General features: G+C 60.9%; 20 protein-coding genes and 1 pseudogene. 13 read left to right on the top strand and 8 right to left on the bottom strand.

Annotated features, from left to right (window positions below; genetic code table 11):
• Positions 1-35: 35 nt before the first annotated feature.
• Positions 36-638, bottom strand: a complete 603-nt coding sequence (locus tag L9B60_RS30260; RefSeq protein ID WP_249674861.1) for a TetR family transcriptional regulator — start codon at positions 636-638, stop codon at positions 36-38.
• A 120-nt stretch (positions 639-758) separates the two neighbouring features.
• On the opposite strand from L9B60_RS30260, the gene L9B60_RS30255 reads away from it, so the two are divergent.
• From L9B60_RS30255 to L9B60_RS30240, 4 genes are all read left to right on the top strand, one after another.
• Entirely contained in the window at positions 759-1,745 is a 987-nt protein-coding gene (locus L9B60_RS30255; protein ID WP_349631959.1) for an aldo/keto reductase, read from the top strand.
• On the top strand, positions 1,730-2,242 hold the full coding sequence (locus L9B60_RS30250; protein WP_249674858.1) for a hypothetical protein: 513 nt from the start codon (positions 1,730-1,732) through the stop codon (positions 2,240-2,242). The genes L9B60_RS30255 and L9B60_RS30250 overlap by 16 nt, the downstream gene beginning before the upstream one ends.
• A 305-nt stretch (positions 2,243-2,547) precedes the next feature.
• Positions 2,548-3,570 (top strand): class I fructose-bisphosphate aldolase, encoded by a 1,023-nt coding sequence (locus L9B60_RS30245; RefSeq protein ID WP_249674856.1) that lies wholly within the window; start codon positions 2,548-2,550, stop codon positions 3,568-3,570.
• Between the two features lie 160 nt (positions 3,571-3,730).
• Positions 3,731-4,945 carry an MFS transporter gene (locus L9B60_RS30240; RefSeq protein WP_249674854.1) on the top strand — a complete coding sequence of 405 codons (1,215 nt, stop codon included), beginning with the start codon at positions 3,731-3,733 and terminating at the stop codon, positions 4,943-4,945.
• 11 nt (positions 4,946-4,956) lie between these two features.
• On the opposite strand, the gene L9B60_RS30235 is transcribed toward L9B60_RS30240, so the two are convergent.
• Positions 4,957-5,430, bottom strand: coding sequence for an Lrp/AsnC family transcriptional regulator (locus L9B60_RS30235; protein WP_249674853.1), 474 nt, complete (start codon positions 5,428-5,430; stop codon positions 4,957-4,959).
• Positions 5,431-5,562: 132 nt separating this feature from the next.
• On the opposite strand from L9B60_RS30235, the gene kynB reads away from it, so the two are divergent.
• The 5 genes and pseudogenes from kynB (at position 5,563) to L9B60_RS30210 (ending at position 11,167) form a co-directional block, all read left to right on the top strand.
• A complete protein-coding gene (gene kynB, locus L9B60_RS30230) occupies positions 5,563-6,231 on the top strand; it encodes an arylformamidase (protein WP_249674851.1) in 669 nt (222 codons plus the stop codon).
• Positions 6,228-7,479 (top strand): annotated as a pseudogene (gene kynU / locus L9B60_RS30225) (kynureninase). Before kynB ends, kynU begins: the two are co-directional and overlap by 4 nt.
• Positions 7,480-7,572: 93 nt before the next feature.
• The gene (locus L9B60_RS30220) at positions 7,573-8,895 is read left to right on the top strand and encodes an OprD family porin (RefSeq protein ID WP_249674850.1); all 1,323 of its coding nucleotides are present in this window, start codon (positions 7,573-7,575) and stop codon (positions 8,893-8,895) included.
• A gap of 53 nt (positions 8,896-8,948) precedes the next feature.
• Entirely contained in the window at positions 8,949-10,355 is a 1,407-nt protein-coding gene (locus L9B60_RS30215; RefSeq protein WP_249674848.1) for an amino acid permease, read from the top strand.
• 155 nt (positions 10,356-10,510) lie between these two features.
• Positions 10,511-11,167, top strand: a complete 657-nt coding sequence (locus L9B60_RS30210) for a nucleoside/nucleotide kinase family protein (protein ID WP_249674846.1) — start codon at positions 10,511-10,513, stop codon at positions 11,165-11,167.
• Here L9B60_RS30210 and L9B60_RS30205 read toward each other — a convergent pair.
• Positions 11,164-12,348 (bottom strand): MFS transporter, encoded by a 1,185-nt coding sequence (locus tag L9B60_RS30205; protein WP_249674844.1) that lies wholly within the window; start codon positions 12,346-12,348, stop codon positions 11,164-11,166. The two genes, L9B60_RS30210 and L9B60_RS30205, sit on opposite strands and share 4 nt — an antisense overlap.
• A 93-nt stretch (positions 12,349-12,441) precedes the next feature.
• On the opposite strand from L9B60_RS30205, the gene L9B60_RS30200 reads away from it, so the two are divergent.
• Positions 12,442-13,341 (top strand): LysR family transcriptional regulator, encoded by a 900-nt coding sequence (locus L9B60_RS30200; RefSeq protein ID WP_249674843.1) that lies wholly within the window; start codon positions 12,442-12,444, stop codon positions 13,339-13,341.
• 36 nt (positions 13,342-13,377) lie between these two features.
• Here L9B60_RS30200 and L9B60_RS30195 read toward each other — a convergent pair whose 3' ends face one another.
• The 3 genes from L9B60_RS30195 to L9B60_RS30185 form a co-directional block, all read right to left on the bottom strand.
• Positions 13,378-14,289: a YeeE/YedE thiosulfate transporter family protein gene (locus tag L9B60_RS30195; RefSeq protein ID WP_249674842.1), complete on the bottom strand. Its 912-nt coding sequence runs from the start codon at positions 14,287-14,289 to the stop codon at positions 13,378-13,380.
• Between the two features lie 313 nt (positions 14,290-14,602).
• Positions 14,603-14,869, bottom strand: coding sequence for a DUF6124 family protein (locus L9B60_RS30190; RefSeq protein ID WP_249674841.1), 267 nt, complete (start codon positions 14,867-14,869; stop codon positions 14,603-14,605).
• 206 nt (positions 14,870-15,075) lie between these two features.
• Entirely contained in the window at positions 15,076-15,417 is a 342-nt protein-coding gene (locus L9B60_RS30185) for a hypothetical protein (protein ID WP_249674840.1), read from the bottom strand.
• A 768-nt stretch (positions 15,418-16,185) separates the two neighbouring features.
• Between L9B60_RS30185 and L9B60_RS30180 the strand changes: the two genes are divergently transcribed.
• Entirely contained in the window at positions 16,186-16,980 is a 795-nt protein-coding gene (locus tag L9B60_RS30180; RefSeq protein ID WP_249674839.1) for a hypothetical protein, read from the top strand.
• Positions 16,981-17,555: 575 nt separating this feature from the next.
• Here the strand turns inward: L9B60_RS30180 and L9B60_RS30175 are convergent.
• A complete protein-coding gene (locus L9B60_RS30175) occupies positions 17,556-18,446 on the bottom strand; it encodes a LysR family transcriptional regulator (RefSeq protein WP_249674838.1) in 891 nt (296 codons plus the stop codon).
• Positions 18,447-18,596: 150 nt separating this feature from the next.
• On the opposite strand from L9B60_RS30175, the gene L9B60_RS30170 reads away from it, so the two are divergent.
• Together L9B60_RS30170 and L9B60_RS30165 are read left to right on the top strand one after the other, a co-directional pair.
• The gene (locus tag L9B60_RS30170; RefSeq protein ID WP_249674837.1) at positions 18,597-19,619 is read left to right on the top strand and encodes a zinc-dependent alcohol dehydrogenase family protein; all 1,023 of its coding nucleotides are present in this window, start codon (positions 18,597-18,599) and stop codon (positions 19,617-19,619) included.
• Positions 19,616-20,800 carry an MFS transporter gene (locus tag L9B60_RS30165; RefSeq protein WP_249674836.1) on the top strand — a complete coding sequence of 395 codons (1,185 nt, stop codon included), beginning with the start codon at positions 19,616-19,618 and terminating at the stop codon, positions 20,798-20,800. The genes L9B60_RS30170 and L9B60_RS30165 overlap by 4 nt, the downstream gene beginning before the upstream one ends.
• Here L9B60_RS30165 and L9B60_RS30160 read toward each other — a convergent pair.
• Positions 20,777-21,676, bottom strand: coding sequence for a LysR family transcriptional regulator (locus L9B60_RS30160; RefSeq protein ID WP_249674834.1), 900 nt, complete (start codon positions 21,674-21,676; stop codon positions 20,777-20,779). The genes L9B60_RS30165 and L9B60_RS30160 overlap by 24 nt on opposite strands.
• Positions 21,677-21,730: the final 54 nt, after the last annotated feature.

Here is a 21,730-nt window from a genome sequence, read left to right as displayed (position 1 = left end):
GCCTACCCGACGTGTCGCCCAAGCCCTGTAGCGCTTCAACCAACCTGCGCTGGGCTGCTTTGCATGCCCAGCAGCGTCAGCGTGATGATTTGGCGCAGCATCGGCTCCTGGTCCGTGTGCGCTGTCTGGGCGATCAGGGTTGGGTGGTGGAAGGCGGCAGTTGCCGTGTAGATCAACCGGGCATTCAGTGCCGAGTCACTCCCAAACCTTGCCTGGGCTTCACTGAACAGGCCGGCAAGCTGGTCGAGCAGGCTGCTCAGGTGGGCGATGACAAAGGGTTTGTCCAGGGCCGACGCAATGTCAAAGGCCCGGTGCGGTTCCGGATCGGTCAGCGCGCGTTGGCGCTTGGTCTGGTAAAGCGTCACCAGCCAATCGACCATGCGCTGCGCAGGATCGCCCGCCGCAGAGGCCACCGCCGCAAGCTTTTGCTGCACCTCATGCATCCACCGTTCGATGACGGCATCGAGTAGCGCAGTCTTGTCCGCAAAGTGCGCATACAGCGCCGCGTGGCTGACACCCAGCTCCTTGGCAACATCCGTGAGGCGCACTTTGTCTGCGCCCAACAGACGCATGCGAGTGAGGGCGAGGTCAGTCGCCCGTGCTTTTATTTCCTCGGCAGATAGCCCCGTACGCGGCATTTTCGTTGACTCCTGTTGACACTCGTAAAACTTACATATTACATTAAATGTAAGTTGTAACAATTAGCGATAGCGATGTGTAAATGAGCGCGCGAGTGTATTTGAAAAAGGGCGGCGGCGATGACTGAAATGACAATGAGAAGGCTGGGCAAGAACGGGCCAGCGGTGTCAGCGCTCGGGATGGGCTGCATGGCGTTTCGCATGGGTGACGATCAAACCGAGCAGCAATCGGTACGAACCCTCCAGGCGGCGCTCGATGCCGGGATTTCGTTCCTGGACACGGGCGATTTTTATGGCAGCGGGCAAAGCGAAATGTTGGTCGGGCGAGCCTTGCGGGGGCGTCGCGACAGTGCCTTCCTGAGCGTCAAGTTTGGCGCCCAGGTTGACCCCAACGGTCGCATCATCGGCCTGGATGGGCGGCCCAATTCGGTCAAGAACTTTGCCGCCTATTCACTCAAGCGCCTGGGCGTGGACGTGATCGATCTGTACCAGCCGGGGCGGGCCGATCCGGACGTGCCGTTTGAAGAGACGATAGGCGCCATTGCCGATTTGATCAAAGAGGGCAAGGTCCGCTACCTGGGGGTTTCCGAGGTTGGGGCCGACCTGCTGCGCCGCGCGCACGCCGTGCATCCGGTCACGGCACTGGAAATCGAATACTCACTGGCCAGCCGCTTCATTGAGCAGGACATTCTGCCCACGGCACGTGAACTTGGCATCGGCGTGGTGGCTTATCGCATTCTGGCCGAAGGGATGTTGAGCGGTGTACTGCCCCAGGGCCAGCCGCCCGAAGGCGCGCAGTTTCTGGCGCCACGCATGCAGGGTGAAAACTACGCCCCCAACATGGCCACCGCCCAGGTGCTGGAAGCAATGGCGCAGGCCAAAGGCTTCACGGCGGCGCAACTGGCCGTGGCGTGGGTGCTGTCGCGCGGCGACGACATCGTCCCGGTGGCCGGCATCAATCGCCCCTCGCGCATCCGCGATAACCTGCGGGCACTGGAGGTGAAGTTCACGGCCCAGGAGGCCGGCGAATTGGAACGGGTATTTGCACAAGGCGCGATCCTAGGCTTGCGTTACCCCGAGTTCGTCATGAAATGGGCCGCGCAATAGTGGCCTCCCTGCCTTCGGCCCGCGTCTGCGCCAGCGCCGCGATCCTCATGTTCGCGCCGGTAGTGGCGTCCTATTTCCTGATGCCTAAGGGGTGGTGGCTGGACTACCCCGGGATACTCTTTCACCTGGCCATCTTTTTGCTGGTGCCAAGGCTGCCTGCGCCTGAGTGGGCAAGGGCGGCTGGCTATGGTTGGTTGGTGCTGGACGTCACGGTCGGGGTCATGACGTTGAATCATGTGCCGATGGAGATCGCCATGCCGATCCGGCTGGGCGGGCATATTTTTGCCGGTATCTGGATCATCAACGTGTCGTTGCTGGCGGTAAGGCCGATCAAGCTCACCGGCCTGGTCACCGGCCTATGGTTGGCTGGGTACAGCTTTGTCTCGCCCTTCGTGCCAAAGACCGCGCTGGCGCCGACGGCGTTGCTGATGCTGGTGTGGCTAGGCTTGATCGCTTGGCGCAATGGCAGCGGCGCGCGAAAGGCTGCGGCAGCCTGAAGGTTGGATCGAGCAGGCTTGGCGCTATACAGTTGTATTTATAGCGTCTATGTTCTGTAACCGTCAGGATGACCCAGCGCGCCATTCATTATCAGGCAGGCCCAGGCCAACCCGACCGCGCCATGTGCGGATAGGTGCCTGGCGCGCAGTGCTCGATAGCCGATGGGGGGCAGCATCACAGGGCTCCTGAGGCAGCTCGACCGGCCCTGGCAACCGTGCAACGGCACAAATCATGCTAGCGTTCCCTGGGTACCGTCATCGGCTTTTTTCGAGCGAATCGGCTGTTTTTATATCAGGGGGCAAGCATGAACGCGCAAGCACTGATTGATACCGCACAGGCGCTGGTAGCCGGCCACAAAGGGTTGCTGGCCATGGACGAAAGCACGCCCACCTGCCACCGGCGCTTTGCCCCCTTGGGCATTGCCCAAACCGAGGAGGCGCGGCGCGCCTATCGGGAGTTGATCGTGACCACGCCGGGGCTGGGCGATTACCTCAATGGGGCGATTCTGTTCGATGAAACCCTGCACCAGAAAACCCGCGATGGCCGGCCCATGGCCCAAGCCCTGAGCGAGGCGGGCGTGATGCCGGGCATCAAAGTGGACGGCGGTGCCACTGGCCTGGCCGGCTATCCACCCGAGAAAATAACCGAAGGTTTGGACGGGCTACGCGGTCGGTTGCAGGCCTACGCCCAGATGGGCGCCCGGTTTGCCAAATGGCGTGCAGTGATCACCGTGGGGCCCCACCTACCCAGTCATGCTTGCGTGCAGGCGAACGCCCATGCGCTGGCCCGCTATGCCGCGTTGTGCCAGGAAGCCGGCATAGTGCCGGTGGTGGAGCCCGAAGTGCTGATGGAGGGTGAACATACCTTGCAGCGCTGCGCTGCCGTTACCGAGGATGTGCTGCGCGTGGTGTTCCAAGCGCTTCACGACCAGGGCGTGCTGCTGGAAGGCATGCTGTTGAAACCCAACATGGTGCTGGCAGGGTTGGATTGCACCACACCCACCACGGTGGCCGAGGTGGCCGATGCCACCGTACGTTGCTTGCTGCGAACCGTACCGGCCGCCGTGCCAGGCGTGGTGTTCCTGTCGGGAGGGCAGGCGGCCCAATTGGCCAGCGAACGGTTGAATGCCATGAACCTGCGGTTCAAGTCACGGCTGCCCTGGGCACTGGCGTTTTCGTTTTCACGTGCCGTGCAGCAACCGGCTTTGGAGATTTGGCAGGGGCAGGAGACTAACGTAAAGGCCGCCCAGCAAGCGTTGTTGCATCGCTTGAAATGTAACCATGCGGCGTCCCGGGGGGAGTATGACGCGGCGCTGGAGAAAAGCTGAGTGCAGCGTGCTTATCAATAATGGCTGTAGAGGGGATGGCGTTGAAGCCGGTCATTTTGTAGCGTCCTGACACTGCACGCGGCGTGATTGCGCACTTCAGGCAAGGCAAAGGTATTGCCATTTGAGTATATTTCGAAAAAATCTTTGCCTTGAGATATTGATGTGGGTCTATCTCGGCTGCTGGAATGCAACAGTGCCGCTTATTATCGTACAGCGCGCAAGCCTACTTGAATTGGCGACCTATGAAACCACGCTGGCACTCTGTGCAGTGATGTCCATGCTCCTCTTCGCCTCGCGCGTCGAAGCAATGCGCCGCAGTACGGCGCTGAAGGCAGGTTGCATGGCCATTGTGGTGACGGGTGCGCTGAGGTACGTCATCGTTTCTGTTTGGTTTTCAATCGACGCCTTGATATTCATTGACGTCCTGGCCGTATTGGCCTTTGGCGTCGTTCAACCGCTTTTCGGTGTTTACCCAGCGGAAACAGTTGAAAAATATCGCATAGCGTCTGCGTTTCGAATCCGTCGCATTTGCACAACGATCGGGCGGGTTGTGGGCCCGCTGCTGGCGGGCGCTGTGATCGCAGCTTTTTCGGTACAGGCTTCGTTGCTTTTTACCGCTCTCGTGGGTGTGGCCGCTTTAGCGGTCGCACTGGCACTGCCCACCAGCACCTGCGTCAATACCGTACGAGGGGCATCACCGAGCGAGCGGGTCCAGAGCATGTTGTTGGGGATTAAACTGAAACTCGTTTTGCCACCCGAGCGCTTTTTGACCGTGTCTGGCTTTATGCTCAATCTGGCCGCCACCGCGATGGTGCCTATGCTGGTGCCAAACTTTATTCATACACACCAGCTTGCAGAAAGCAGCGCAGGTTTATTCAATGCATTGTTCGCGATTGGCTCGGTCGCAGGCTTGTTTGTTTTAAGTCCGCTGGTGGCAAAACGGGCCCATCAGCGTAATAAGTATATTGGGCTCTGGGCGTTACTCATCGCAGCTCTCTGCGCGTGTGCCCAGGCGAGCGAGACCTGGCAATTGGCCGTTTGGCTGTTTTTCGCAGGGGCTGCCAGCGCGTGTCTCTCGCTGGTGGGCGCAGATAAAAGGCTGACGTCCGTACCCTCCGGCGTGCGCATTCGATTGATGGCAGCAACGCTGGTTGTCAGTCAGGGTGCCAACTCGGCCTCTTACATGGTGGCAGGGGGGATTACCTCACAGTTTGGCACTCCCGCTCTGCTCTGGCTCTATCTGGCGATCTTCATGGTGGTGGTTGTCTATGCGCTATCGACGAGAAGGGTGTGGCGCTTCTTGGAGGATGACGCGGATGCTGAACTGTATTACCCGAACAATCATCCGGCGCTGGCGGCGAGTATGCGGACATGAACACCAGGCCGCTATTTTTTTGCCACCAACTCCAACACTGCGTCCCGGTCCTTGATCTTTTGCAGCACGATCTCTGAACGAATATCGGTCACCCCGGCCGTGCGGTTCAAGGTGTTGACGATGAAATTGGAGAAGTGCTTCAGGTCGCGGGCCTGCACACGCAGGGCGTAGTTGCTGGCCCCGGTGATCACGTAGGCGGCCACCACCTCCGGCCACAGTTGTACCTTTGTGATAAAGGTCTCGTGCCAATCCTCGACGTCCTGGCGCAACGACACGTGCACGATGGCCTCGAACTCCACCCCCAGCCGCTCGGCATTCAATACCGCGCGGTAACCACTGATCACACCATCTTCTTCCAGCAGGCGCAGGCGGCGCAAACAGGCGGAGGGCGAGAGGGCGACTTTCTCGGCCAGGTCCTGGTTGCTGATACGGCCGTCCTGTTGCAGCGCGTGAAGAATTCGCAGGTCTGTCGCGTCTAGATTCATTGTTGAAATAATCCTGCGTGTTAGGGAGGGATCGTCGAATTTACTGCGACAGTTTCAGTGATTTGCCCTGCGCTTTGCACGAATATTTTCCTCGTTTTCGGTCACTATTTTGCCGACAAGAGGAGCCTACCCATGACCCAGCCCCTGCGCTATTGGGACATCAGTCCCGTACTCGACCCGGCCATTCCCGTGTGGCCCGGCGACACCCCTTTCCAGGAAGTACGCGGCGCCATGATCAGTGCCGAGTGCCCGGTAAACGTGGCGCGCATTACCCTGTCGCCGCACACCGGTGCCCACGTCGACGCGCCGTTTCATTTCATGGCCGATGGCGCCGCCATCGGCCAGGTCGACCTGAACCTTTACATGGGCCCGTGCCGGGTTATCCATTGCATCGGTGCCGGGCCACTGGTCACGCCCGAACACCTGGCCGGCCAGCTCGACCACTTGCCAGCGCGTGTACTGCTGCGCACATACGCCCAGGCCCCACAGCAGCAATGGGATGAGCACTTTTGCGCGGTGGCGGCGCAGACCATCGAACTGCTGGGCGGCCTGGGTGTGCGGCTGATCGGTATCGACAGCGCCTCGATGGACCCCCAGCACTCCAAGACCCTGGACGCCCATCACGCCACCGCCCGCCATCGCATGGCGATACTGGAAGGCGTGGTGCTTGATGACGTCAACCCCGGCGACTACGAACTGATCGCCTTGCCGCTGCGCTTCGCCAACCTGGACGCAAGCCCCGTGCGGGCGATCTTGCGCGCGCTTCCCAAACCAGCACTGCCCAACAAGGACCTCCCATGACCCACCGCGATACCTGCCTGGCGCTTGACCAGGATGATGCACTTGCGCCCCTGCGCGAGCAGTTTGCCTTGCCCGAAGGGGTGATCTACCTGGACGGTAACTCCTTGGGCGCACGCCCGGTGGCCGCGGCTGCGCGGGCCCAGCAATTGATTACCGAGGAATGGGGCAACGGCCTGATCCGCAGTTGGAACAGTGCCGGTTGGCGCGACCTGCCCGAGCGCCTGGGCAACCAGTTGGCCGGGCTGATCGGTGCTGGCCCCGGCGAGGTGGTGGTCACCGACACCACCTCCATCAACCTGTTCAAGGTGCTCGGCGCCGCGCTGCGAGTGCAGGCGGGCAGGGCGCCGCAGCGCAAGGTTATCGTCAGTGAGGCCAGCAACTTCCCCACCGACCTGTACATCGCCCAAGGCCTGGCCGAGTTGCTGCAGCAGGGCTACCACCTGCGCCTGGTGGACAGCCCCCAAGCACTGGGCGAAGCCATCGACGCCGACACGGCGGTGGTCATGCTCACCCATGTCAATTACAAGACCGGCTACCTGCACGACATGGCGCAACTGACGGCGTTGATTCATGCCCGTGGCGCCCTGAGGCATCTGGGACCTGGCGCATTCTGCCGGCGCCGTGCCGATCGACCTGCATCAGGCCAACGCTGACTACGCCATCGGCTGCACCTACAAGTACCTCAACGGTGGCCCCGGCGCGCAGGCCTTTGTGTGGGTCAAGCCGGCGCTGTGCGACGTGGTCAACCAGCCATTGTCCGGTTGGTTCGGCCACGCCCGCCAGTTTGAAATGGCCGCAGGCTACGAGCCGCGCCAAGGCATTGCCCGCTACCTGTGCGGCACGCAACCGCTGGCCTCGCTGGCCATGGTGGAATGTGGCCTGGACGTGTTCGCCCAAACCAATATGGTCGCGGTGCGCAAGAAATCCCTGGCCCTGACCGACCTGTTCATCGAGCTGGTGGAGGCACGCTGCGCAGGTCATGGCCTGGTGTTGGTGACGCCCCGCGAGCATGCACGGCGCGGCAGCCACGTGAGCTTCGAACACCCCGAAGGCTACGCGGTGATCCAGGCGCTGATCGAGCGCGGCGTGATTGGTGATTACCGTGAGCCGCGGATCATGCGCTTCGGCTTCACCCCGCTGTACACCCGCTTCAGCGAAGTGTGGGACGCGGTCAACATCCTCGGCGACATCCTCGACAACAAGACCTGGGCGCAGGCCCGCTTCCAGGTGCGCCACAGCGTGACCTGATTGACCACCCACACCACCCCCGAAGGCGAGGGGTGGACGGGAGTGCTTGAACTTGAACATCTGCCAATAATAATCACACCGGAACATTCAAGAATGAAGTCGACGCTCCCCCCTTTGCGGCCGGCGCTAGCCCTGGCCCTTGCGAGTTGTATCAGCCCGGTTTTACAGGCTGACGAAAATACAGGGTTCATGGAGGACAGCCACCTGACCCTCAATACCATCAACTTTTTGTTCTACCGCAACAACCTCAACAACAGCGGTGCCCAGAACTACCGCAAGGAATGGGCGCAAGGCCTGAGCCTTAACTTCAGTTCCGGCTACACCCAAGGCCTGGTCGGCTTCGGTTTGGACGCCTATGCCCAACTGGGGCTCAGGCTCGACAGTGGCAAGGGCACGGCGGGCACCGGCTTGCTGCCCATCGGTGACGATGGTCGCGCCCAGGCTGATTACTCCGAGGCGGGCGGGGCGCTGAAAATGCGCATTTCCAACACACAACTCAAGTACGGCAACCTGACGCCACTCAACCCCGTGTTCGGGACCGGCTCGGCACGGCTGTTCACCATGCAGGCCAACGGTTTTCAATTGACCAGTGAGGAGTGGGCCAGCCTGCACCTGGACATGGGCCACTTCACCTCGGGCAACGACGGTGCCTCCACCAACGACAGCGGCGCCCTCAAGGCTTTGTACGCAGGGGTCGAAACTCGCAGCGTTGACTACCTGGGCGGGCGTTACGACGTCAGCGATCGCTTGAGCCTAAGCCTGTACGGCGCCGAATTCGCCGATATCTGGCGCCAGTACTACACCAACGTCGACTACACCTGGCCGCTGGCCAACAACCAGAGCCTGAACCTGGATTTCAACCTGTACCGCACCACGGACGAGGGGCGCGCCCTGGCCGGTAACATCGACAACACCACCTGGTCGTTGTCGTCCAGCTATCGCGTGGGCCCGCAACGTTTTACCCTCGCCTACCAGCAGGTGGACGGCAACGAGCCGTTCGACTACTTGGGTTTCGATCGGCAGAGCGGCACCTCGATCTTTCTTGCCAACTCCGTGCAAATCGTCGACTTCAACGCCCCCAACGAGCGCTCGTGGCAGCTGCGTTATGACTTGGACATGGCCGCATTCGGCGTGCCGGGCCTGACCTTCATGTCCCGCTACGTCAGCGGCGACCACATCGATGACAGCCACTACCAAGGCGGTGAAAACGCCGCCTACGGCCGCTATGGCAGCGACGGCAAGCGATGGGAGCGCGACATAGAGGCGCGCTACGTGGTGCAGTCCGGCAAGGCCAAGGACTTGTCGCTGCGCGTGCGCCAGGCCTCGTTGCGTTCCACCGCGCAAGTGGCCCAGGCCGACACCACCGACAACAACGAAATACGGCTGATCATCGAATATCCGTTGAGCTTTTTCTGACGGGCCACGGCCCCTATCAAAACGCGCAGACAACTTTCACAAGAGATAGAACCATGACGCAAGAACGTGGCTTCGACACCATATCCAACCGTGAGCAAGGCCTGCACCGCCAGCTCACTGCCGGGCAGATGAGCATGATCGCCATTGGCGGCGCCATCGGTACCGGCCTGTTCATGGGCAGCGCCTTCGCCATCGGCTATGCCGGGCCCAGCGTGCTGCTCAGCTACGGCATCGGTGCCTTCATTACGCTGCTGCTGATGGGCTGCCTGGCGGAGATGACGGTGGCCCATTCCACTTCAGGCTCGTTCGGCGCATACGCCGAGTTCTACATCAGCCCCTTGGCTGGATTTTTGGTGCGCTACGCCTATTGGGCGGCCATCGTGTTGGCGGTGGGCACCGAGGTCACGGCCATAGCCCTGTACATGAAGTACTGGTTCGCCAATGTGCCGGAGTGGGTATGGATCTTGTCCTTCTCCAGTGTGCTGGTGCTGCTCAACGCCATCAGCGTCAAGACCTTCGGCACGGCCGAGTATTGGTTTTCCACCATCAAACTCACGGCCATCGTGGGCTTCATTCTGCTGGCGGCGTACGTGGTGTTCGGCTCGGGCAACCCGGCCTATGGGGTGCACAACTACAGCGACCATGGCGGCTTTTTCCCGCACGGTTTCAGCGGGATGTGGATTGCGGTCATCATCTCGATCTTCAGCTTCCTGAGCGTGGAAATGATCGCCGTGGCCGCCGGCGAAGCCCAAGACCCCCAGCGCGCGGTGAAGCAGGCCTTCCGGGCCACCATCGCCCGCTTGGTGATTTTCTACCTGCTGACCCTGGCCCTGATGTTGGCCATCGTGCCCTGGAGCGACGCCGGCAAGACCCAGAGCCCGTTCGTGACGGTGATGCAAAGCATCGGCATACCCGGCGCTACCGGGGTAATGAACTTCGTGATCTTGATCGCCGCGCTGTCGGCCATGAACAGCCAACTCTACATCACCACCCGCATGATGTTCAGCCTGTCCAGGGCAGGGCATGCGCCCAAGGCGCTGGGACGTTTGAGCCCATCGGGGGTGCCGCTCAATGCCTTGCTGCTGTCATGCGCCGGTATCGCCATGGCCACCTTGATGAGCGTGTTCTACCCCGAGGACTCGTTCAGCCTGATGATGGCCATCTCTATGTTCGGCGCCATTTTCACCTGGTTCATGATCTTCCTCACCCACTACTGTTTCCGTCGTTACCACGACCGCAAGGGCGGGGAACCCCTGGCGTTCCGCATGCGCCTGTTCCCATACAGCACAGGGGCGGGGCTGGTGCTGATGGCGTTGGTCATGGTGACCACCTTCTTCACCGACGCGTTCAGGATGACGCTGGTGTTTGGCGTGCCTTTCCTGTTGTTATTGACCCTGGGGTATGGGCTATTCGTGAGAAAACGCAGCGTCGCCGCGGTGGGTGTTTTGGAGCAGGAGTGAGGTATATTCTGTTGCATCGCCGATCCCTGTAGGAGCGGATTCATCCGCGAAAAATGCACCATGGTGTGTCTGGTACACCGCGTGCAGTTCTTCGCGGATAAATCCGCTCCTACAGCCCCCGCGCTCCCCCTCTCACCCCCACAGGACGCGCCCACTTGAAGCACGCACGCCCGACCACGTTGCCCGAATTGGCCAGGCACCTTAAAGAACGTGCCACCCAAGGCCGCATCCTGATTGCCTTGGCCGGGCCGCCTGGGGCGGGCAAGTCGACCTGTGCCGAGCAACTGGCGGCGTTGCTGAACGGCGCTGGCGCCGCAGTGGCCGCCGTGTTGCCCATGGACGGTTATCACTTGGACGACATGATCCTGAATGCGCAAGGCTTGCGCGCGCGTAAAGGCGCGCCGTCGACCTTCGACGTGGCGGGGTTGGGCCATATGCTCCAGCGGTTGCGCCTGAATGAAGAAAACGAGATCGCGGTGCCGGTGTTTGACCGCACGCTTGAGATCGCCCGTGCGGGGGCTCGCCTGATCTCGCGTGATGTGAAGGTGCTCATCGTGGAGGGTAACTATCTGCTGCTCAACACCCCGCCCTGGTCTGCGCTGGCGCAGTATTTCGACCTGACCGTATCGGTCTGCGCCCCGGAGGCGCAGTTGCAGCAGCGGTTGATCGATCGCTGGCAGGCTGCCGGCATCGCCAGCAGCCAGGTCCAAGCCAAGGTCGAACTCAACGACCTGCCCAATGGGCGCACGGTGCTCGCCCATTCAGCCCTTGCAGATTTTGTACTTGAAACGGGGCCCGCAAGCCGCGCCTAAGCGGCCTGCTCACACCCGCCCAGGGCGGCCGCAGCCCGGCGCGAACGCCAGCTCAAACCCAACACCATCACCAGCCCCAACACGCCCATCAAGGCCCCGGCCAGGGATATGGCCGGGTAGCCCAACCCCGCGTTGATCACCGCGCCGCCCACTGCTGCGCCGATGGCATTGCCGAAGTTGAACGCGCCGATGTTCACCGCAGACGCCAGGTTGGGCGCGTCCTTGGCGGCTTCCATCACGCGCATTTGCAGCGGCGGCACCAGGGCGAAGCTGGCCGCGCCCCACACCAAAATCGCCAGGGCGGCCGGCAGCGGCCAACGCATGAGCACCGAGAAGGCCACCAGCACGGCGATCAGCAGCGCCAACGACCCGATCAAGGTGCGGTCTACCGAGCGGTCGGCCGCCTTGCCACCCCAGACGTTGCCCAGGGTCAAGCCGATGCCGAACAGCACCAGCATACCGGTGATGAAATTGGTGGAGGCGTGGGTCACGTCGCGCAGGATGGGCGCAATGTAAGTGAACACCGTGAACATGGCACTGGAGCCCACCACGGTCAGGGCCAGCGCCGCCAATACCGGCCCGCGCCCCAGCACGCGGATCTCGGCCAGCATGCCGTCGCCCTTGGGGGCCGGCACATTGGGCAGCGCCCACCACAACGACGCCATCACCACCACACCCAGCCCAGCGATGCCCCAGAACGCGGTGCGCCAGCCAAAGTGCTCGCCAAACCAGGTGGCCAGCGGCACGCCGCCGATGGTGGCCACGGTCAGCCCCAGGAACATCGTCGCCACCGCCCCCGCGCGCTTATCGGGCGGCACCAGGCTGGCCGCCACGATCGAGCCAATGCCAAAAAAAGCGCCGTGGTTGAGCGATGTCACCAAACGGGCGATCAGCAGGGTCTGGTAGTCCGTGGCCAATGCCGACAGCAGGTTGCCCAAGGTAAAAATCGCCATCAGGCCGATCAGCACGTTGCGCCGGGGGATTTTTGCCGTGGCCAGGGTCATGATCGGCGCACCGATCAACACGCCCATGGCGTAGGCGCTGACCAACAGCCCGGCCGAAGGGATGGACACGCCCAGGTCCGAGGCAATACCGGGCAACATGCCCATGGGTGCAAACTCCGTGACCCCAATACCGAAGGCCCCGATCGAAAGTGCTGCTAAGGGTGGATTGATACGCATGGTGGCTCCTCATCTGTGGGCCAGATGCTACAATCGGCCATTTTAAGGCGGTAGCCCTTGCGTGGGGCCAACACCTTTGCGTGAGGTGCACAAATGGACATCAGCGGGCGATCGGGTGAGATGGCGGTATTCGCCAAGGTGGCGCAAGAAGGCAGCCTCTCGGCGGCCGGCCGCGCGTTGGGCCTGACGCCGTCGTCGATCAGCCGCATCATCGCCCGCACCGAACGCCGCATAGGCACCCGGCTGCTGCTGCGAACCACCCGGGCGATCACCCTGACTGCCGAAGGCGAAGCTTATTTGCGTGGCGCGCGGCGCATCCTGGCCGACATGGCCGAAGTGGAAGACGCCATCACTGACCAAGGCGTGCCCCGGGGCCGGCTGCGGGTGAGCGCAGCGCTCGCCCACGGGCGGCTGACCATCGTGCCGCTGATCGCCGCTTTCAGCGCCCTCTACCCGGCCATCCTGGTCGACCTGGTGCTGGGCGACGAGGTGGTCGATATCCTGGGTGGGCAGGCCGACGTGGCGATTCGCTTCGGCCAGTTGGCCGACAGCCCGCTAACCGCTCGGCGCATAAGCGACACCGGGCAGGTCATCGTTGCCGCGCCTGGCTACCTGGCGCGCCACGGCACCCCGCAAACGCCTGAAGACTTGCTGCGCCACAATTGCCTGCGCTTCAACTTCCGCCGGGCAGCCCCCGACTGGCCCTTCAGCAGGGACGGGCAGGTGTTCTCAATCAAGGTGACCGGCACCATCGAGGGCAACAGCGGCGAGGCCTTGTCGCAGTTGGCCAAGCTGGGCACCGGCATCGCCCGTATCGGCGCCTTCAGCGTGGCCGAGGACTTGAAAAACGGCCATTTGGTACCGCTGTTGGAAAGCTACAACCCCGGGGACCGAGAGCCGATCAATGCGGTGTTCGTGGGTGGCGCGGCGATGCCGGCAAGGGTTCGGGCGTTCGTGGACTTTTTGCTGGAACATCACCCGGCGTCTGAGTAGCGGCCATACACACCGCTGCAACCCGCTTGAGGCGGCTCAACGCGTAACGCGTTTTTTGCACCACAATGACACTAGAATGCCTGTGGCAATCGACACCAATGGAAGGCTTGAAGCAATGCCCAGTGTTGGAAACACCAACAGTATTTGCGAGTCGTTGCCGCCGAGCATCATCGAAGCCCCAATCCCCATCAAAATACCCGCCAACAAATGAACGCCAGCCTTTGATGGGGTAAAGGCCTCGAAGCGGAACGTTTTCCTGTACAGGGTAAAACTCAGCATGCCTGCCAGCAACATCACGAACACCGCGATACGCCGGGCGCTGATCGCCATGTCGGCTTGCCAGAACATCTGCGAAACATTGTAAAAGAACACGCTGGGTGTCCATAACGGCTCGAACGTATAGAGCGCACTCGTCAATGCGCCCAGCAGCATACTAGAGAACACCAGGTGTTTATTGCCATGTATGCCGACCAAAAATATCAGCACCAGCGCCACTACACCGATCAACAGCCAGTAATGGCGGCTGGTAATCTCCGGCATCAGAATGGTCTTCTGCTCGGGCATCATGTGCAGGTAATACCAGAACACGATCCCCAGGACCCAGCCGATCATCGTGAACAGTTTGTTGAAATTGCCACAGGCAAATCGGGTCAGCGTGCCTACGCTGCAACCGTTGTTCAGCACCGATGCCACCCCGAACAACAAGCCTCCCGAAACCAGCAAAGGGTAGGAAATACCCGGCGAGTACAGCGGTAGGCTGGCCTCGGAAAAACGATAAAGCGGGGCCATCAGCAACCCGAACAGTCCACACGATGTGAGTGCCACGAACAACGTCGGGCGTCCCGTCAGCAATTGTTCGCACGCTTTGACAAGGCACATCCCCATGCGCTGCGAAACCCAGCCAATCAGGAACGCTAATGCCAGCGCCATCAGTAAAGAAAAAACCATGTGCGTGCGCCACTGCTGATAGGGATGGACCGGGCCTCACCGATCATTAGCGTAGCTCTTAATTGATTGCTTTTGGCTGCTCCCCGCCGGTTGTCACTGCACAGAGTGCTGGCCAAGCCAAATGCAAACGATTGGTCAAGGCCATGCAATCACGCACAAGCGTGTCTGCAAAAAATGCAGTGCGCCGCGGTGCCTGTTCGGGGCGTTGCAGCACAGTGCAGCTGCTGCCTGGGATTTGAAACCTGCGCGTGTGGGAGCAAGGCTTGCCTGCGACAGCGCCCTTGAGGCCGCCATCGCAGCCAAGCCTTAGCCGCTACCGACCGCTCTCATACCCCGCCAACAACGCATCCACCAGGCCCTTCGCCCCGTCGATGTGGTGCAGGGCAGACCACACCAACCCACGGTCCGGGTTGGGCGTGTCGCACAACTCGAAGGCGGAGGCGTGGGCGCACTTGAGCAAGTGCGACAGGTGGGCCAGGGCGTCTTCCAGGCTGATGCCGGCGTTCACGCTGAAAAACGGCTGCTGCTCGGAATCGCAGAGGCCGAAGGGCAGGGTGGTGGTTACGGTGATGTCGTTCATGGTCAAAATCCTTATTGATAAAGCAGGCCGCACCGCACTCGGTAGGAGCGGCGGCCGCGGAAAACGTGCCGCATTCTGGTGGTGGAGGGTTGCCTGCCTTGGGTGTGCTGCAGGTGCATTTTTTAGGGCTTTATGTGGGAGCAAGCTTGCTTGCGATGGGCTTGGTTGGCGACTCAATAACGGCCACCACCGGCCGCCCGCGCGGCCTATTCGCAAGCAAGGCTTGCTCCCACATTTGTTGCATCGTGCCGCATTCTGGTGGAGGGGGGTTGCTTGCCTTGGGTGTACTGCAGGTACATTTTCAGGGCTTTATGTGGGAGCAAACCAAACCGCCGCGCATTGAAAAATGCGCCGCCAAAACACCCATCAATGCCGCAGCCTGGGCTGTGACGTTCGGCATCGGGTTTGGCGTGGTACACCGCATAGCGTTGGGCCGGCTCTTTGTTGTCCGGATCGAATTCAAGCCTGGGGCTGGCGTTCAGGGGGTGATCAACGGGTAGGTTGAAGAGGAGGATTTTGGGTGGGTCGGGTGTTGGTTTGACCATCATGCAACTCCAAGGTAAGGAGCTGCCACGTTCGCGACTAAACGAAGGGTGGCAGCTGTGGCTACAGGTTAGTCGACCGGCCCTCGGAAACACCGGCGCACCCGAAGGTGCCCTGCGCCACAACTGCCATAACACGATTTTACGAACGATGAGGTACGTAAAACGCTATGCAGCTTGCGCTTCCGAAGTGTCAATCAGGCGACTAAACCCGACCGCTGATGGGCAGCGGCGAGCGCAGACTAGCCCCGGAAATACACCCTGTGCAAGCGCAAAATTGTAAGCTGTAGGGCGATTATCGCAGAGGTTGTAGTACTTTTCCTACCGTTTTCTCAACATCGTTGTTATAGCGGGGGTGTCGGAAATGATATGTATGGATTTTATGGGGCGGCCCTGTCCATCGGTAGATCTAGAGTCGTAGCGCCTGCCTTGCAGTGGCGGGGTGGCACCCCCGTCAGCACCGGCAGAGATCGGCCAGAAGCTGGTGGTTGAGTCCGCCCGAAATCGCACCGATTGCGCTGCGAAATTTCGCAGGGTGCATCCCTTCAGATGCCAGTCACGTCGCGCTAGCTCGCTGAAATGGTGGCGATGTAATATTAGGTTCAGCATTAAAGACTAAGGGAGATACAGATGCCGTTACCACCGAGCCTGCAGGGAAACACATGGACGATTGAGACTGCTCGTAGGCTGGTCCCAATTCTAGTCTGGTGTGCACAGAACCACCGTACCATCACCTACAAGGAGTTGGATCAAGAGATAGTTCGACGTGGTTGGATGGACTACAACGTTCACGCCGCTGCATATGGCAACGCAGCTGGCACCCTTGGAAACGCACTGGCTGAAACGGAAGTAGAACTCGGCCTCGAGTTTCCGCCGCTGAACATTCTGGTGGTCAACAAGGCCTACCGACGTCCAGGCAGTGGCTGCGACCCTTACTTTCGGCGCTATACAAAAGGTCGTAGGTTTGAAAGTCTGAGCTGGACGAAGCAAGGGAACGTTATCGAAGAGGCGACCCAAGACATCTTCAAATGTCGCAACTGGACCCGTCTGTTGCAGCACTATGAGCTGGAGGGTTTGCTTCAGCCGGTACTGACGCTGGAAGCGGACGAAGAAGTCATTCCGCCCCCAACCAAAGGATTCTCGGGCGAAGGCGAGTCAGAAGATCATCGTCTGCTGAAGGATTATGTCTTGAGCCATCCGGCCATCGTGATTGATGAAAGCATCCGCGGTTGGCTCGGAACAGTTGAACAACCGCTACCCTCTGGCGACTGTGTCGACGTCTGTTTCCGCAAGAAAGACTCCATCATTGCGGTCGAAGTGAAGTCCCATATTTCAAACGATGCCGATCTCTCTCGCGGTATCTATCAATGCGTCAAATACCGCGCGGTTTGCATCGCTTGGCAGAGAGCGCTCCTACAGGTTCCTGATGCGCATGCTGTACTTGTGATCCAGAGATATCTCCCTGCTCAACTCGCTGAGTTGGCAGAACGCCTCTCGGTTGACGTGAGGGTTGTGCCTGAGGCTCAAACGCGGAGCCACGCCAAGAAACTAGGCATAGCCCACGCTTGAAGGATCTAGCCTATCAAAAAGGTGGGGCACTTGAATTGGCGTCGCTCACCTTATGGCCTGCTGAACTTCTCAGTGCATTTCAATCTGTTCAATGTATGCGGTGGCGTGCCCCAGCAGGTACTGTGCGGTTTCTAAAGGGCAGGGCACATTTTCTTTCCGACGACCGCTTTGGGTCGTTTTCTGCCCCTCGCGACCGGCAGTAATCGGCCAAGAGCAGACATTCAAGAAATCTACTCAATTAGGTTGATTAGTAGGAGTAGAGGGTGTCTGCACACCACGGACTCAGGATACTTGTTTGCGTTCTGGCCAATAACACCATGCTCGCATGACGTACCTTGAACCGGTGCCTCAGGCGTGGCCGTCCCATCTGACTGAGCAGGGTTCACTGCGCAATTGGTCACCGATCCGGAACTACCGAGCTTGCGCTATGTGGCGTTGCACCGGGTCGATCGCCAGTTCGGATTGAGCCAGGGGTGACGTAGATGACCCAGTCCCATTGCGACTCTTCGAGGTTGATGCTCTAGCCCTCGGTGCTAACGTACACCGAGCGTCCGCCCTCCTGCGCTTGTCACCGGCTAGTGTTGCTCGGGAAACAGCCGTGCCCGGAGGAAGTCGATGAACACCCGCAACTTCGGCGCCGGGTGTTTGCCCGTAGGCCACATGATACGGTAGACCTCACCTCGCGAGCAGTCAGGAAGTATCTGCACCAGTGCATTGGCGTCGAGCGCATGGCGGATGGCGAAGTCAGGCAAGTAGGCAATACCGATGCCCTGGATGGCAAAGCAGATGCGCGCTTCGAGGTTGTTGCAGACCATTGATGTTGGCAGCGGCAGGTCGAAGTCGGCGTGCTCGCCACCAAAGGGCCAAACCTGCAGTTTGCCGGTGTTGGGAAAGCGGAACTGAATGCATGCGTGCTGCAACAGTTCCCGGGGGTGCTGCGGCACGCCGTATTGATGAAAGTAGTCCGGCGCGCCCACCACGATCATCTGGTAACGACCGAGCAAGCGTGATGTCAGGCTGGAGTCCGGCACGTCACCGGCGCGAATCACCGCATCGTAGCCTTCCTCAATCACGTCGACGCGACGGTCATCAAAGGTCAGGTCCAGGTCCACTGTGGGATAGGCCTTCTTGAACTGCGCCAGCACCGGCAAGAAAGGCTCACTGACCAGCGGCAAGCTGATCTTCAAGCGGCCCTGGGGCGTACTGCTGGTCAGGGAAAACTCCACTTCCGCGGCTTCGATTTCGCCGAGGATGCGCAGGCTGCGCTCCAGAAAACGTTCGCCTTCATCGGTCAGCGTGATGCTACGGGTACTGCGGTTGAACAGCCGTACGCCAAAGCGTTGCTCTAGGCGCGCAATGCTTTTGCCAATGGCTGAAGCCGACACGCCCATCAATCGCCCGGTGGCCACGAAGCTGCGGGTCTCGGCGACCGACACGAAAATCGTCAACGCATTCAAGCTGTCCAAGGTCACTCTCGCAGGCGGGCAGGGGATTACCCGCTACCTTACGCCATTACGGACAACAACGTCCGCAGACCGAGGAGTGGTCACCCACTTATTCCCGGCGTATCCGGCTCCTATCATCGGCGCTACCGTCCAACCACCGAGATCGCCGCCATGTCCGATTCAATGCACCGCTGGGAAATTTCCGCGTTTGGCCTGGAAAACCTCCAGCTCGCCACACGGCCACTGCCAACCCCTGAATACGGTGAGGTACTGGTCAAAGTTGATGCCGTGTCACTCAACTACCGCGACACCCAAGTCGTGGAGAACGGTATGACCGCCACCCTGGCATTCCCCTTCACCCCTGCCTCCGACATGGCGGGTACCGTGGTTGCGATTGGCCCGGGCGTCACGCGTTTTGCCGTCGGTGACAAGGTGATCTCCACCTACATTACCAACTGGATCGACGGCAATCCGCAAACCTGGGCGAAAATGCCAACCCAGGGCGGGCCGATCCAGGGCATGCTCGCCCAGTACGTAACCACACCTGCCGACTGGTGCGTGCGCGCGCCGAACAACCTCACGCCGGTGCAGGCCAGCACCTTGCCGATTGCGGCGTTGACGGCCTGGATGGCATTGATCGAGCTGGGGCATTTGCACGCCGGGCAAACCGTGGTGGTGCAAGGCACGGGCGGGGTGTCGTTGTTTGCCGTGCAGTTGGCCGCAGCCAGCGGGGCGAAGGTGATCGTCACCAGCAGCAGCGACGAGAAAATCGCCCAGGCAATCGCGCTCGGCGCCACCCATGGCATCAACCGCACCACGAACCCGGATTGGCACACCGACGTGTTGGCGCTGACCGACGGCCGTGGCGCCGATCACGTCTTGGAAATGGCCGGTGGCGATAACCTCGGGCGTTCCCTTCAAGCGGTAGTCCCCGGTGGGCGCGTGTCGATTATCGGCCTGCTGGAGTCCGATGAGCTGCGCACGCCGATCATGCCGCTGCTGGGCAGCCGTGCGTCCATCGTCGCGGTGGCCGTGGGCCCGCGCCGTGCGTTGGAAGACCTGGTGCGCATGATTGAACATCACGGCATAACGCCGGTGATCGATGCCACCTACGGGTTTGATCAAGTGCCCGCGGCCTTCGCCCACTTGAACCGTGGCGCCTTCGGCAAAGTGGTGGTGGACCTCGCCCTATGAGCACGCCGATCAAACCCATGAGCGTGATGCCCTTCATCATTCTGGGCCTGTTCGGGCTCTATACCCTGGAGTTGGGCGTGGTCGGTATCTTGCCGATGATCGTCGAGCGTTTCGGGGTGAGTGTGGCGCAGGCCGGCTTGCTCATGAGCCTGTTTGCCTTGATTGTCGCGCTGTGCGGGCCGTTTCTGGTGCTGGTGTTTTCGCGCTTTGATCGCAAGCACGTGCTGGTGGGCGCCTTGCTGTGTTTCTCACTGTGCAGCGTGCTGTCGGCGTATGCGCCGAATTACTCGACGTTAATGGCCTTGCGCGTGGTGCCGGCGATGCTGCATCCGGTGTTTTTCTCGGCCGCGTTCGCGGCGGCGGTGTCGTTGTACCCCAAGGAGCGCGCGACCCATGCCACCACCGTGGCGTTCATCGGCACCACCCTGGGCCTGGTCTTTGGTGTGCCCATCACGGCGTGGGTGGCGGGGCGATTTTCCTATGAGGCCTCGATTCTGTTTTGCGCGGCGGCAACCTTGTTGGCGGGTATCGGCCTGTTGTTGAAATTGCCGCGCCAGGTCACGGTGCCGCAGAGTTTTGCCAGCCAGCTGTCGATCCTGAAAAGCCCGGCCGTGTGGTTGGCGATAGTCGCCACGGTGCTGATCTTCACCAGCAAGTTTGCGGTGTACAGCTACGCGGCCGAATACCTGCGCAGCGAAACCGGCATGGACGCTGAGACCATCAGCCTGTTGCTGGTGATCTTTGGCGTCGGTGGTGTGTTGGGCAACTTGTTGGCCGGGCGAGCGTTGAGCAATCACTTGGTCAGAACCGTGGTGCTGTTTCCGATTCTGTTGAGCGCGGCCTACGGGGTGTTGCACAGCCTGGGCAGCGCCTCGGTGGGTTCGATGGCAGTCATCGTGGTGCTGTGGGGCGCGATTCATACCAGCGGCATGGTCATTTCGCAGATGTGGCTGGCCGAGACTGCACCCCAGGCGCAGTCCTTTGCCACCAGCTTGTATGTGTCGGCCGCGAATGCCGGGATCGCCCTGGGGTCATGGATCGGCGGGGTCTTCATCGACACCTACGGCTTGCCCGGCACCCTCGTCTGCGGGTTGCTGTTTGCCGGGTTATCGTTGCTGGTGATCGTGATCAAGGCGGTGCTGTACGGTCCGCGTCGATCAGCCGGCATGACCCTGGCGTAGTGCTGCGATAAACACCTGCAGCGCCGACGACATTTGCCGCTTGCTGGGGTAGTACAGGTAAAAGCTGGGGAAGGGTGTCGACCACGCTTCCAGCAGCGGCACCAGGGCGCCGCTGTCCAGCTCGGCCTTGAGCCATTCGCGAATCCACACGGTAATGCCCAGGCCGTCCACTGCCGATTGCAGCGCCACCGCGCAATCGCTCACCACCAGCGAGCCTTTGACGCTCAGCTCAAACGGCGTGCCGTCGTTGAAAAACCGCCATTTGTACAAGCCGCTCTCACCGGAGCGCCGCCAGTTCACGCAGCTGTGTTGCAGCAGGTCGGCCGGGGCTTGCGGGATACCGCGCTGATGCAGGTAGGCGGGCGAGGCGATCGCGATCTGGGTCAGCGGCTCGCTGAGCTTGAGGGCGATCATGTCCTGCTCGATAAACTCACCCAGGCGAATCGCCGCGTCGTAGCCCTGGGCGACGATGTCAGTCGTGCTGTCGTCGTTGGTCAGCTCCAGCTGGATGTCCGGGTACGCGGCCTGGAACGCCGGCAGGATCGGCTGGATAAAGTGCAGCATCGCCACCTGCGGCGCGCAGATGCGCAGAGTGCCGGTGGGCGTGTCGCGGTAGTGGTTGAGCGCTTCGAGGGCGGCATCCAGGTCATCGAAAATCACCCGCAGGCGTTCGGCCAACTGAGTGCCCGCCTCGGTGGTGGAGACGCTGCGCGTGGTGCGGTTGAGCAACCTGACGCCCAAACGCTCTTCCAGGCCCTTGATGGTCTGGCTCAACGCCGACGGCGAAACCCCCAGAGATTGCGCCGCCCGCGAGAAATTGCGCGTCTGGGCAACGGTGAAAAACGACTTGAGGTGGGGGAAATCCTGACTGCGCATTGTGTATGCGCTCCTTCACAATGTTTGAAGATGTTTCGATATTCTAAATAAACC

Origin of the sequence: Pseudomonas abieticivorans, from assembly GCF_023509015.1 — a bacterium.
Lineage (GTDB): Bacteria > Pseudomonadota > Gammaproteobacteria > Pseudomonadales > Pseudomonadaceae > Aquipseudomonas > Aquipseudomonas abieticivorans.
Note: the sequence above shows the minus strand (reverse complement) of the source record. Positions and strands in the feature narration are given on the sequence as shown.